Annotated in this window: 10 protein-coding genes; 7 read left to right on the plus strand and 3 right to left on the minus strand. The window is 70.1% G+C overall.

Features of this window, described 5'->3' with window-relative positions; genetic code table 11:
• Positions 1-4 precede the first annotated feature (4 nt).
• Both FHT37_RS20155 and FHT37_RS20160 read left to right on the plus strand, forming a co-directional pair.
• Positions 5-1,927, plus strand: a complete 1,923-nt coding sequence (locus tag FHT37_RS20155; protein WP_255489858.1) for an ABC transporter substrate-binding protein — start codon at positions 5-7, stop codon at positions 1,925-1,927.
• Between the two features lie 78 nt (positions 1,928-2,005).
• Positions 2,006-4,048, plus strand: a complete 2,043-nt coding sequence (locus FHT37_RS20160; RefSeq protein ID WP_183483897.1) for an acetoacetate--CoA ligase — start codon at positions 2,006-2,008, stop codon at positions 4,046-4,048.
• Positions 4,049-4,114: 66 nt separating this feature from the next.
• On the opposite strand, the gene FHT37_RS20165 is transcribed toward FHT37_RS20160, so the two are convergent.
• Together FHT37_RS20165 and FHT37_RS20170 are read right to left on the minus strand one after the other, a co-directional pair.
• The gene (locus tag FHT37_RS20165) at positions 4,115-4,537 is read right to left on the minus strand and encodes a hypothetical protein (protein ID WP_183483899.1); all 423 of its coding nucleotides are present in this window, start codon (positions 4,535-4,537) and stop codon (positions 4,115-4,117) included.
• A gap of 24 nt (positions 4,538-4,561) precedes the next feature.
• Complete coding sequence (locus FHT37_RS20170) at positions 4,562-5,035, minus strand: hypothetical protein (RefSeq protein ID WP_091730526.1); 474 nt, start codon at positions 5,033-5,035, stop codon at positions 4,562-4,564.
• 464 nt (positions 5,036-5,499) lie between these two features.
• Between FHT37_RS20170 and FHT37_RS20175 the strand changes: the two genes are divergently transcribed.
• The 5 genes from FHT37_RS20175 (at position 5,500) to FHT37_RS20195 (ending at position 11,690) form a co-directional block, all read left to right on the plus strand.
• A complete protein-coding gene (locus FHT37_RS20175) occupies positions 5,500-6,090 on the plus strand; it encodes a PEP-CTERM sorting domain-containing protein (RefSeq protein WP_183483901.1) in 591 nt (196 codons plus the stop codon).
• Between the two features lie 10 nt (positions 6,091-6,100).
• On the plus strand, positions 6,101-8,293 hold the full coding sequence (locus tag FHT37_RS20180) for a phosphocholine-specific phospholipase C (RefSeq protein WP_183483903.1): 2,193 nt from the start codon (positions 6,101-6,103) through the stop codon (positions 8,291-8,293).
• 74 nt (positions 8,294-8,367) lie between these two features.
• Positions 8,368-9,270: a hypothetical protein gene (locus FHT37_RS20185; RefSeq protein ID WP_183483905.1), complete on the plus strand. Its 903-nt coding sequence runs from the start codon at positions 8,368-8,370 to the stop codon at positions 9,268-9,270.
• 218 nt (positions 9,271-9,488) lie between these two features.
• On the plus strand, positions 9,489-11,021 hold the full coding sequence (locus FHT37_RS20190) for an FAD-dependent monooxygenase (protein WP_183483906.1): 1,533 nt from the start codon (positions 9,489-9,491) through the stop codon (positions 11,019-11,021).
• 93 nt (positions 11,022-11,114) lie between these two features.
• Entirely contained in the window at positions 11,115-11,690 is a 576-nt protein-coding gene (locus FHT37_RS20195) for a hypothetical protein (protein ID WP_147239731.1), read from the plus strand.
• Between the two features lie 35 nt (positions 11,691-11,725).
• On the opposite strand, the gene FHT37_RS20200 is transcribed toward FHT37_RS20195, so the two are convergent.
• Positions 11,726-13,228: an ATP-dependent DNA helicase RecQ gene (locus FHT37_RS20200; RefSeq protein ID WP_183483908.1), complete on the minus strand. Its 1,503-nt coding sequence runs from the start codon at positions 13,226-13,228 to the stop codon at positions 11,726-11,728.
• Positions 13,229-13,429: the final 201 nt, after the last annotated feature.

A 13,429-nucleotide genomic window follows, 5' to 3' on the forward strand; every position in this document is an offset into this window, starting at 1 on the left:
GTCCATGCGCGCACGCCGCCCCGCTCCGAATGCCGTCCCGCACGGCGTCTTCCTCGATCGGATCACCGGCGCCATGCGCCGCGGAGCCTGGACGCTGGGGCTGATGGCGGCCTCGCTGGCCGTCGCGACGGGCGCCGGCGCCGCGGCGTCCCCGCCGCCGGCGGGCGGCTCGCCCTCGGTCCAGGCGCCCGCGGCACAGCCGGAGAAGGTGCTGCGCTACGCCTTCCTGGTGGCCGAGACCGGCTTCGATCCGGCGCAGCTGAGCGACCTGTACTCGCGCATCGTCACCGCCCACATCTTCGAATCGCTCTACAACTACGACTACCTGGCGCGGCCGTTCAAGCTCAAGCCCAACACGGCCGCGGCGATGCCCGAGGTGTCCGACGATTTCCGCACCTGGACGATCCGGCTGCGGCCCGGCATCTACTTCGCCGACGACCCGGCCTTCAAGGGCCGGCGCCGCGAGCTGACCGCCGAGGACTACGTCTACAGCCTCAAGCGCTTCTACGATCCGGCGACCAAGGCGCCGCTGTACTCGACCTTCAAGCAGGAAGGGATCCTCGGGCTGGAGGAGTTGCGGGTCGAGGCGCTGAAGAGCAAGCGCCCCTTCGATTACGACCGGCCGGTCGAGGGCGTGCGCGCGCTGGACCGCTACACGCTGCAGTTCCGGCTCGCCGAGCCGCGTCCGCGCTTCCTCTACAACCTCGCTGGCGGCGACACCTACGGCGCGGTCGCGCGCGAGGTCATCGAGGCCTATGCCGGCAAGACGATGGAGCACCCGGTGGGCACCGGGCCCTTCATGCTGGACCGCTGGCGGCGCAGTTCGCTGATCCGCCTGGTGCGCAACCCCGGCTACCGCGACGTGTTCTACGACGCCCAGCCCAATCCCGGCGATGCCGAGGGCCAGGCGCTGCTGGCGCGCTTCAAGGGACGCAGGCTGCCGATGATCGACGCGGTCGAGATCAGCATCATCGAGGAGGGCCAGCCGCGCTGGTTGTCCTTCCTGAACCGCGAGTTCGACCTGCTCTACCTGCTGCCCGAGGAGTACGCGGAGGTGGCCGCGCCGCACGGCAGGATCGCGCCCAACCTGCAGAAGCAGGGCATCCAGCTCTACAGCGTGCTGGCCAGCGACCGCACGATGTACTACTTCAACATGGAAGATCCGACGGTCGGCGGCTACACGCCGGACAAGGTCGCGCTGCGGCGCGCGATCGGCCTGGCGACGGACATCGCCACCGAGATCACCCGCACGCGCCGCCACCAGGCGGTGCCGGCGCAGTCGGTCGTGGCGCCGATGACCTGGGGTTACGACCCCGACTACAAGAGCGAGAACGGCGACTTCGACCTGGCGCGCGCCAAGGCGCTGCTCGACACCTACGGTTATGTCGACAAGGACGGCGACGGCTGGCGCGACCAGCCTGACGGCCGTCCGCTGGTGCTGGAGATCGCGTCCTCGCCGGACTCGCGCTCCAAGCCCTACGACGAGCTGTGGAAGCGCGACATGGACAAGCTGGGCGTGCAGATCCGCATCCGGACCGCGCAGTGGCCGGAGAACCTGAAGTCGGCGCGCGCCGGGCAGCTCATGATCTGGCAGCTGGGCTTCAACAGCTCGACGCCGGATGCGCAGCTCGGGCTGGAGCTGATGTACGGGCCGGCCTCGGGCGGGCAGAACCTGGGCCGCTTCAAGCTGGCGCGCTACGACGAGATCTATCGCCGCATGATGGTGCTGCCCGACGGCCCGGAGCGCGCCGCGCTGCTGCGGGATGCACAGAAGCTGCTGACCGCCTACATGCCGCAGAAGTTCCGCGTGCACCGGATCGTCAACGACCTGGCCCAGCCCTGGCTGATCGGCTTCCGCCGGCCGTACTTCAACCAGATCTTCTGGCCCTACGTCGACATCGACACGACGAAGCTGCCCCCGCGCTGACTCTCACTCCCGGTCGCACGCGTGACGCGCCCCCCGCCGGATCTGCGCTACCTTCCCGACCTCGACAAGGAGAGTCGCATGGTCCCGACGCCGCAGATCGACCACTACCGCCGCTTCCTGCGCGAGCAGCACGGCCTGGTCTTCGATGACTACGCCTCGCTGTGGGCCTGGTCGGTGACGGAGCTGGACGCGTTCTGGCGCAGCATCTGGGACCACTTCGACCTGCGCTCTTCCACGCCGTTCGAAGCGGCGCTCTGCGAGGAGCGCATGCCGGGCGCGGTGTGGTTCCGCGGCGCCACGCTGAATGTCGCGGCGCAGGCGCTGCGCCATGTCGACGCCGCCGACGCTGCCGGCCACCCGGCGATCGTGCATGCCGACGAGGCGATGCTGGCCCGGGGCGAACTCGGCGAACTGAGCTGGCCCACGCTCCAGCGCCAGGTCGGCGCGCTGGCGGCCGCGCTGCACGAGCTTGGCGTGCGCCGCGGCGATCGAGTCGTCGCCTACCTGCCCAACGTGCCGGCGACGGCGGTGGCCTTCCTCGCGGTGGCCAGCCTGGGCGCGATCTGGTCGGTGTGCTCGCCGGACATGGGACCGGTGGCGGTGCTGGACCGTTTCCGTCAAATCGAGCCCCGCGTGCTGATTGCCGCCGACGGCGTGCGCTACGCCGGCCAGGAGATCGACCGCATGGGCATGCTGGCGCAGCTGCTCGACGAGCTGCCCACGGTGGGCGATGTCGTGCTGCTGGCCAACCTCGACCCGCGGGCGGATCCCGCGCCGCTCTCGCGGGACGCCGGCGCGGACCGCCCGGCGCGGCGTGCGCATCGCTGGGACGACCTGGTCGCCCATCCGGTGTCGCGCGTGCCGGAGCCGGTGCCCTTCGACCATCCGCTATGGATCGTCTACTCCAGCGGCACGACCGGCTTGCCCAAGCCCATCGTGCACGGGCACGGCGGCGTGCTGCTGGAGATGCTCAAGGGGTCCATCCACAACAACGTCGGCGCGACGGCGGACACCGGCGACCGCTTCCACTGGTACAGCTCGACGGGCTGGATCATGTGGAACTGCCAGGTCGGCGCGCTGATGGGCGGCACGACGATCTGCCTGTTCGACGGCAGTCCCGCCGGCCCGAAGGACGCGCCGGACTGGAGCACGCTGTGGCGCTTCGTGGCGCTGTCGGGCGCGACCTTCTTCGGCGCGGGGGCGGCGTTCTACGCGAGCTGCCTGAAGGCGGGAGTCGAACCGATGCGCCATGGCGACCTGAGCCGCCTGCGCGCGGTCGGCAGCACCGGCAGCCCGCTGGCGGACGAGAGCTACGACTGGATCTGGGCGCACTGCCCCAAGCCGGACGGGCAGCCCATCTGGATCTGCATCATCAGCGGCGGCACCGACTTCGCCGGCGCCTTCCTGACCGGTCTGATCACCGAGCCGCTGGTGCGCGGCCAGATGCAGGTGCGGAGCCTGGGCGCGGCGGTGCATGCGTTCTCGGAGGCCGACGCGCACGGCCAGGGCCGTGCGCTCATCGACGAGGTCGGCGAGCTGGTCTGCACGCGGCCGATGCCGTCGATGCCCTTGTACTTCTGGGGCGACCAGGACAACGAGCGCTACCTGTCGAGCTACTTCGACATGTACCGCGGCCCGAACGGCGAGGGGATCTGGCGGCATGGCGACTGGCTGCGGATCACGCCGTCGGGCGGCGGGATCATCTACGGGCGCTCGGACGCGACGATCAACCGGCATGGCATCCGCATGGGGACGGCCGAGCTGTATCGCGCCGTGGAGGCGCACCCGGAGGTGCTGGACAGCCTGGTGGTGGACCTGGAGTACCTCGGACGGCCGAGCTGCCTGCTGCTGTTCGTGCAGTTGCGGGACGGGGTGGCGCTGGAGGCGGACCTGGAGCAGCGGCTGCGGGCGTCGATCAAGAAGGCACTGTCGGCGCGGCATGTGCCGGACGAGATCCACCAGGTGACCGCGATTCCGCGGACGCTGTCGGGCAAGAAGATGGAGCTGCCGATCAAGAAGCTGCTGCTCGGCGCGGCGGCGGAACAGGTCATGAAGCGCGATGCGATGGCGAATGCCGATGCGGTGGCTTGGTACCAGGCGTTCGCACGGAGCCGGGCATAGCGGCGCAGCGGTGGCTAACGGAGCGGCAGCGCCGTAGCGGGCCGTCATGGCATCGGCGAAGGCGTGTCATCGTGTCCTGCTTTTGCCGCTCCTTGGCAACCCGTTGGACTGGTCACATTGCTTGAGGAGATCGGCGGTCGAAGTCAGTTGAGCACTTACGAACTGGCGCGGGAGGTGGCGGTGAATGCTGTAGTCCGCGAACGTGCGTCGGTCCCTTTGCTCGCGAAGCTGCTTGCCGATCGCCTTCGAGCGCTGGGCCTGCAAGGGACTGCAATGCCGATGTGGGCTCTCCAGGCGGCTGATGAGGCAGGCGTGAACGCCATGCACCCCGGTATCGCTGCCGCGCCGCGGCAACTGCCGCTCCCAGTCCAGGCACCGGTGATAGGCCGCGTAGTAGGCGCGGCTGATGGCCGCTCGCAAGGTCGCTTCGTCCGTGCTGGTGGATAAGCTGCGTGCCAGGGTAAAGAGATTGCGGCTGCTGACAGACATGGAGGCCTCACGCGGCGATTGACGTCAATGCGGGCCGCGCGAAAGCAGCCAGATCTGGAAGCACTCGACGCGGAGGTCGCGATTCGCGACTACATCATCGAAGCGGTCTTGCCAGACCGCGATGTCTGGCCCGATCAGCGCCGTATGAATGTCGAATCGTGCCCAGATGTCGCATTCATCGTGGTGGGTGCATAACCACGGCGACCCTTCGAGCGGAATCTCGTGGTGCCGCATGAACTCCGCGGCCAGGCGCAGCTTCGCCAGGACCTGTGCCGGCGTGACGCCGTAGCGATCGAGGATCTGCCTCATGGCCGCAGTGGTCGCATCCCAATCGGCCATCTCGCATCGCGTGAAGAGCTGGGAATTGGCCATGTCGTCGAACAGGGCCTGCGGATGGCGAAGCGCGTGGATCAGGTGCTCGAACGAGTCCGCGGCGGCAGGGGCCGTCTGGCAGGCGCTCGAGGGCGTGGCTGGAAGCAATCGGGTCATGGCGCTCATGAGCGGCTCCTTCGTGCGGGTCCCATGACCCGAAGGCCTGCAGTGTCGGCAGCCGCCGGCCGCGTGTCTCTCCTCCAAGTTGCGGGATCGATGGGGGAACTGATCGAGGGAGGCGGGTCCCCCTGCGCATCCTGATCATGGGGGTGTCCGTCAGGCCCGCGACAGGTGACCCGGCGATGCATCGCGTCACCGTCGACACCCTTGCTCGCAGACGCGCAACACCCAGGGTTACATGACAGCCGCGCGTCGGTTCGGGGCCGCGCCCCCGCTTCGGGCGACAGCGCCGCCCGGGGTGGGTGCCCAGCCTGTCGATGACATCGACCGTTCACCGGTCTGTCACCTCGGCCTCTGAACATCCGCCGCGTTCCACCGCCCCTGCGCCGTCAAGGCCTGACCCTCCAGTCGAGCCCGTGCGTGCCGCGCCGCGGTGGCAATCCCCATCCGCCGACCTCCCTGGAGTCCCCATGCGCAAGCCCCTTGCCCGCCGCCTCGCCCGCGTCTGCCTGCCGCTGACGCTGGCCTTGGCCGCCTCGTTCGCGTCCGCCACCGTCGTCACCTTCGACGACCTCGCCACCGACGGCTTCGTCCCCGCCAACTACGCCGGCCTCGACTGGTCCGCCAGCTCCTGGTTCCAGTACGCCGGCGAGCAAGCCCCATACACGCCGCATTCGGGCGACCGCCGCGCCACGCTCGGCTTCGACGGCAGCAGCGCCACCAGCGCCATCGGCTTCCTGACCCCCAGCACCTTCCAGGGCGCCTGGTTCGCCGGCTTCGACGGCGTCAACGTCGCGATCGACCTGTACCGCGGCGGCCTGCTGGTCGCCTCGACGTCGACGCTGAATCTGGGCGAGACGCCCGCCTTCCTGGCCAGCGGCTACACCGGCCTCGTCGACCGCCTGGTGTTCCGCAGCAACGACCCCGCCTTCTTCGTCATGGACGACCTGAGCTTCGCCGCCGCCGTCCCCGAGCCGGCCTCCGGCGCGCTCGCGCTGGGCGGCCTGGCCGTCGCCGCGCTGGTGATCCGCCGCCGCCAGGCGTCCCAATCCGCCGCCTGAGGAGCCCGCCATGACGCAGCAGCAAGCCCCCCGCCGCCAGTTCCTCCGCGCGGTCGCCACGGCCGCCGGCGCCACCGCCGCGATGACCAGCTTCCCGCCGGCCATCGCCCGCGCGTTGTCCATTCCCGCGGCCGTGCGCACCGGCACGATCCGGGACGTCGAGCACATCGTCATCCTGACGCAGGAGAACCGCTCCTTCGACCACTACTTCGGCACGCTCAACGGGGTGCGTGGCTTCGGCGACCCCTTCCCCGCGCCAGTGGCCGACTCGGCCAACGTCAAGGGCCGCTCGATCTGGGTCCAGCCCACCGCCAACAACGCCGCGCCCGGCGCGATCGCGCCCTTCCACCTGAACACCGCGCAGAACTTCGCCTTCATGCGCGTCAGCGGCACGCCGCACTCGTGGACCGACGCGCAGGCCGCCTGGGACCACGGCCGCATGAACAACTGGCCCAAGGCCAAGCAGAACCACTCGATGGGCCACTTCACGGCGCAGGACCTGCCGTTCCAGTTCGCCCTCGCCAACGCGTTCACGCTCTGCGATGCCTACCACTGCTCGACGCAGACCGGCACCAACACCAACCGGCTGTTCCTCTGGACCGGCACCAACGACCCGCTGCGCCTGGGCAACGGCCCGTCCACCGACAACAGCCACGACTGGTTCAACCCGAACCCGCTGGACGACTACACTTGGACCACCTATCCCGAGCGCCTGCAGTCGGCCGGCATCAGCTGGCAGGTCTACCAGAACATGGCGGACAACTTCACCGACAACTCGCTGGCCGGCTTCAAGGTGTTCCGCGACGGCTGGTACAACCGCCCGGGCTACTCGCAGGTGCTGAAGGACCGCGGCATCTCCACCCGCGACCTGGACCTGCTGCGCGAGGACGTGCTCAACAACCGCCTGCCGCAGGTGTCGTGGATCGTGGCCACCGCCGAGGGCTCCGAGCATCCCGGTCCGTCCAGCCCGGCGCAGGGCGCGGACTACACCGCCAAGGTGCTGGACGCGCTCACCGCCAGTCCGGACGTGTGGGCCAGGACCGTCCTGTTCATCAACTTCGACGAGAACGACGGCTTCTTCGACCACATGCCGCCGCCGGCCGCGCCGTCCTATGTGAGCTGGAACGCCAACCCGGCGCAGGCGGTGCTCGCGGGCGCATCGACGGTGGACACCACCGGCGAGTACTGCGAGATCCTCAACGGCGCCTCGCCGACCTACCTGCACCGTCCCTACGGCATGGGCCCGCGCGTGCCGCTGTACATCGTGTCGCCGTGGAGCAAGGGCGGCTGGGTCAACTCCCAGGTGTCCGACCACACCTCGGTGCTGCGCTTCATCGAGGCGCGCTTCGGCGTCAAGGAGACCAACATCGGCGCGTGGCGTCGCGCGGTCGCCGGCGACCTGACCTCGTGCTTCAACTTCACCGATCCGGAGGACAGCGAGTTCTTCTCGAAGCTGCCCGGCACCGTGGCGCTCGCCAACCGGGCCCGAGCGCTGCCCGCCACGACGACGCCGCCGGTGCCCGGCGCGCTGCAGCTGCCGTCGCAGAACGCCGGCGTGCGCCCCGCGCGGCCACTGCCCTACGACCTGCAGGCGACCGCGGCGCTGAGCACCGGCGCCGGCCCCAATGCGACGACGATCGCGGTCACCTTCCAGAACACCGGCACCGCCGCGGCGGTCTTCCACGTCTACGACCGCACACGCCTGAACGAGATCCCGCGCCGCTACACCGTCGAGGCGGGCAAGCAGCTCACCGGCAGCTTCGTGCCGCAGACGACAGGCGCCTACGACCTGTGGATCCTCGGCCCGAACGGTTTCCATCGCCACATCGCCGGCAACGCGCGTCGCGCGGCGGCGGCCGGCCAGCCCAATCCGGAGGTGATCGCCCAGGCCGCGCCGGCCACCGGCGAACTGGTGCTGACGCTGGTCAACACCGGTCCGGTGGCGGCGACCTTCAGCGTCGCCCACAACAAGTACCAGACGGGCGCGCCGCGCAGCGTCAACGTGCCGGCGCGCAGTCGCAGCGAACTGCGCCTGGGCGTCGCCGTCGCCGCGCATTGGTACGACGTGTCGGTGCGGGTCGGCGGCCAGCCCGACTTCCTGCGGCGTTTTGCCGGCCACATCGAGACCGGCGCGCCGTCGGTCAGCGATCCGGCGATGGAGGGCCTCGCGAAGGCGGACCAATACCGCGTGCAGGGCGTCTGACCGAGCGGCGGGGCAGGGGCGCGGGAGCGCCTCTTGCCCCGCCCGGGCCTCCCCATGAAAACACGGAGGTCCTCATGCCCGTCATGCGTCTTCGTCCTTCCCGCGCCCCCGTCCAGCGCGGCTCTTCCCTGCGTGCCGCCTGCGCGGCGATGGCATGGCTCGGCGTCGCGGTCGCAGGCGCCCAGGCCCAATCGACGGTCGTGCCGCCGGACGCGCCCGGCTTCACCGAATACGTCGCGAGCCAACTGCGCCAGCAGCTGGGCGATGCGACCGTGGTCGTCCGCGAGCCGCTGACGCTGGGCATCGCCAGCGAGCGCACGCCGCTCGACAAGCTCTATGCGGCGTGCCAGAGCAACCGCAGCCATTGCGCCGACGACGTCAACGCCTTCGTGAAGACGCGGACGCAGGCCTTCCGCGCGGCGACCATCCCGGCCACGCGCGAGACGCTGCGGCTGGCGGTGCGCACGGCCGCGTCGGTGCAGCAGGCGCAGCGCGAGGTCGGCGGCGACGCGACCACCTTTCGTCCGCGGCCCTTCGTCGGTCCGCTGGTGACGGTGCCGGTCTTCGACACGCTGCGCGCCTCGCGGCTGATCAGCGAGAAGGACTACAAGACCTTGAACCTGTCGGTGGACCAGGTGCGCGAGACCGCGCGCAAGAACACCTACGACGCGATGCCGCAGGTGCTGCAGACCGCCAAGCCCGCGGCGGCCGGCGAGGTGGGCAAGCTCGACGGCCCGGTGCCGCAACCCAGCCGCCTGGTCTTCATCGACGACTGGAAGCCGCTGGCCGACGCGCAGAAGGGCAAACTGATCGTCGCCGCGCCGTCCAATGACACGGTGCTCTACGTCGGCGACGACGATGCCGCGACGATCGACGCGCTGCGCGCGCAGGTGCGCGAGATCATGGGCAAGTCCGCCAATCCGCTGACGGACGTGCTGCTGCGCTGGTCGCCGTCCGGGTGGACGGTGATGCCCTGAATGCGGTGAATGCGGGGAGGGGCGCTACACTCCGCCCGTCGAAAAAGGCAGATCTGGTCTGGTAAGCCCAGGTCCTTCCTCACGGAAGCTCTGACTCTGCCCGCGCATGGGTCCCCACGACGAACGTCCGATGCAGTCCTGCATCGCCGGGTTCGTCGGTGGGGTTCTCAAGACGAAGAATCGCTCCGGCCGAACGGTCATCGAGAGAGGAAACGTCCATGCGCGCGATCCCCCCACACGACGTCATCATTGCGGGCGCAGGCCCTGTCGGCTTGATGCTGGCCTGCGAGCTCCGGCTCGCCCGTTGCTCGGTGCTGGTGCTCGAGCAGGCCACCGGCCCCGATTCACCGCTCAAGCAGCCGCCTTTCGGCGTCCGCGGCCTGTCCATCCCCACGCTCGAGGCGCTGCACCGCCGCGGATTGCTCGACGCCGTCGTCGGGACCGTGGGCAGCGGCGATACCGTGCCGCCGCCACCATGGGCGCAGCAGCCTCGGCGGCCCGGTGGCCACTTCGCGGGGATCCAGTTCTTCCACGACAGGATCGACACCGCGCGCTGGCCCTGGCGCCTGCCAGGCCCGTTCAGCGAGAGCCAGCCCAGCACCATGGCCCGTATCGAATCGGCGCTTGCGGCGCGCGCTACGGCGCTGGGCGTGGAGATCCATCGCGGGGTGCGCGTGGAGGACCTGACGCAGTCGGACGACAGCGTCTGCGTGCGGGCTGGCGGCCAGGCGATGCACGCGCGATGGCTGGTGGGCTGCGACGGCGGTCGCAGCCGGGTGCGCAAGGCCGCTGGCTTCGAGTTCGCCGGCACCGAGCCGGAGTTCACCGGCTACTCCGTGGACGTGGAACTGGCCGATGGCGCGGCGCTCGCTCCGGGCCGTCACTACACGGCAACCGGCATGTACACCTACCAGCCGCCCGGCGTCATCGCGATGGTCGACTTCGATGGCGGTCATTTCCACGGCACCGCGCCGATCACCGCTGAGCATGTGCAGACGGTGCTTCGCCGCGTCAGCGGCACGGGGGTCCGCGTCAAGGCGCTACACCTCGCCACGACCTGGACCGACCGGGCCCGCCAGGTCACGTCCTATCGCCGCGGTCGCATCCTGCTGGCCGGCGATGCCGCCCACATTCATTCGCCGCTGGGCGGGCAGGGACTCAACCTTGGGATCGGCGACGCCATGAACCTGGGATGGAAGCTAGCGGCGACGATCCGCGGCGATGCCCCCGAAGGCCTGCTCGACAGCTACACCGCCGAGCGGCATCCCGTCGGCGCCCAGGTGCTGGACTGGTCGCGCGCGCAAGTGGCGCTGATGCGGCCGAGCCCGGCGACGCGGGCTCTGGCCGCGATCATGCGCGACCTCATCGAGACCCGCGACGGGGCGACGTATTTCGCCGAACGCGTGTGGGGAGCGACGCTGCGCCACGACCTCGGCGACGCCCACCCGTTGGTCGGCCGAAGCGCGCCGGACCTTGCGCTGGGTGACGGGACCACGCTGGCGGCGCATCTGCAAACGGGCCAGGGGTTGCTGTTGGACATGGACACCGCAGCACCGCCGCGCGAGTGGTCGCGGGGCTGGAAGGACCGCATCGCCTATGTCGCCAGTGGCGTGAAGGAGGACCGCGGCATGCGCACATTGCTCGTACGACCCGACGGCGTTGTCGCGTGGGCTGGCAGCGGCGGCGATGACGCGGAGTTGGAGCAGGCTGTTCGGCGGTGGTTTGGCGAGCCGTCCGTCGAGCGAGGTTGATGCCGGTGGCAGGCAGCACCACGACCTAGGTCATGCCGACGGCCCTCGGCGATTCGCTATCGTCGCCCGCTGACTCCATGTTGAAGGGCCGTCATGCTCGACCTGCATCAGTTCATCGCGCTTTTCCAGGGCCGTCCGGTGCCCGAGGACCTCATCCGCCTCGGCGGCTTCCAGAACGTCGTCAAGACGCAGTACACGCAGAGCCTGTGGCTCACCGACCATGAGAAGCGCGGCCTGGAGGCCGGCTGGTCCGCCGACCCCGCGTTCCTGGAGCGGCTGGTGGCCATCGGCGTGGCCAACGGCTCGGGCTCGTTCTACGCGCTGTGGAATCCGGATGACGGCAGCGAGCCGGCGGAATGGCCGGTGGTCGTGTTCGGCGACGAAGGCGGCGAATGGGTGATCGCGCGCAACGTGCGCGAGTTGCTGCAACTCAGTGGCCTGGACGTCGAGCCGTATGTCGACCACGAGAGCGCCTACTTCTTCATCGACGAGGACGAAGAGGACGGGGACGACTACGCGAGCGACGCGATCGAGGACTACCGCGAATGGCTCAGCGAGGTCGCACAGCTGGACCCGCTCACCGACCCGGATCCGGTGGTCGAGCGCGCCCGTGCGCAGTGGCAAGCGCAGTTCGACGCGTGGAAGGCGCCCTACCTGGACGGGCGCTGAGAAGAACTTGGCCGGTCGCGACGGCGGGTGCGCCGTCAGGCGGAGGCGGCCGTCGCCTCGCGCTCATGCGCATCCATCCGCTCGCAGCTGTCGCAGCCGTGGCAGCGATCGAAGACCGCCGCCTCGTCCAGCGCCTCCAGGATGTCCCGCCACCGGCAGCGCCCCGACTGCGCATACGACACCATCTGCTCCAGGCGCCGCCGGTCCTGCTCGCCTTTCGCTTCATAACGGCCCATCAAGGCGCGCAGGGCCTGGGCGTCGCCCGGCGGTGGATCGACCAGCCGCAGGCTGTCGTCCGAGGTCGACAGCCAACCCTCCTCCGCCAGCAGCGCCGCCAGCGCGCGCAGCTTGGTGAGCGGCCGCCGGAGACGTCGATGCAGAGCGTCCAGCGTCCATCCCGCTTCGTCGGGCGGCGTCTCGCGCAGCGCCTCGATCAGGGCCTGCGCGTCCGCCGGCACCGGGTAGCGGCCATTCAGGAAGAACTGCTGCACCGACCGGTCGCCCGACACGAACAGCAGCGTGCAGTCCGCGCGTTCGCCGTCCCGGCCCGCCCGGCCGGACTCCTGGTAATAGACGTCCAGCCCCGCCGGCAACTGGTAATGGACGATGCGGCGGATGTCCGGCTTGTCGATGCCCAGGCCGAATGCATTGGTCGCGACCATCACCCGGACCTCGCCGCGCATGAAGCGATCCTGCGCGTCGTGCCTCGCCGCCGCGCGCAGGCGGCCGTGATAGAGCGTCGAGGCCACGCCCGCGGCGAGCAGCGCCTCGTGGACCGCCTGCGCTGACTTCACCGTCGCGGTGTAGACGATGGTGGAGGGCCCGGCATCCGGATCGGCATGGGCCTCGGGATTCGGCGCAGCATCCGCGGTGTCGATCGCATCGCTCTCGGGTGACTGCGCGATGATCTCGATCAGGCGCCGCAGCTTGTCCGCGTCGTTGGCCAGGGGCTCCACCCGGTAATGCAGGTTGGCGCGATAGCTGCCGCCGATCAGGCATCCGGCGGCCGGGATGTCGAGCTGACGGGCGATGTCATCGATCACCTCCCCGGTGGCCGTCGCGGTCAGCGCCAGCACTGTCGGCGCGCCCAGCGCCTTGCGCGCGGCGCCCAGACGCAGGAAGGCGGGGCGGAAGTCGTGTCCCCATTCGGAAATGCAATGGGCCTCGTCGACGACCAGCAGGTCGGTGGGCCGCTCGGCCAGGCGCGCGACCCAGTCACCGTCCTCCAGACGCTCGGGCGTGAGCAGCACCACCTGCGCGGTGCCGTCGAGCGCGGCGGCCTCCTGCTCCGACAGCGCCGCGGCCGGCAGGCCGCTATGGACCTGCGCGCAAGCGATGCCCAACGCGCCAAGTCGTTCGCACTGGTCTTTCATCAGGGCGATCAGCGGCGACACGACCACCGTGCGCCCCGGCAGCAGGGCCGCCGGCAGTTGATAGCACAGCGACTTGCCTGCGCCGGTGGGCATCACCGCCAGCGTGTTCAGGCCGCGCAGCACGCGGTCGATGACCTCGCGCTGGCCGGGCCGCCATGTGCGCAAGCCAAAGCTGCGCAGCTGACGTTCGAGGGTGCGTTGCGAGGGAGGACGACGACGCGGCATGGAGAACGGACATTGAACGCGGAGGATGCGCAGCCGGCCTCAGCAAGCCGCGCGCCCGGGTCGACGGCCGCCGAGGCATTCGGACAGCGAGGGACAATCGCCGCCTCGACGGCCCCGGGCCGGCTCGACCGCCTTTCCTCC

The sequence above is a fragment of the Mitsuaria sp. BK037 genome, from assembly GCF_014193045.1.
In the GTDB taxonomy this organism is placed as follows: Bacteria; Pseudomonadota; Gammaproteobacteria; order Burkholderiales; family Burkholderiaceae_C; genus Roseateles.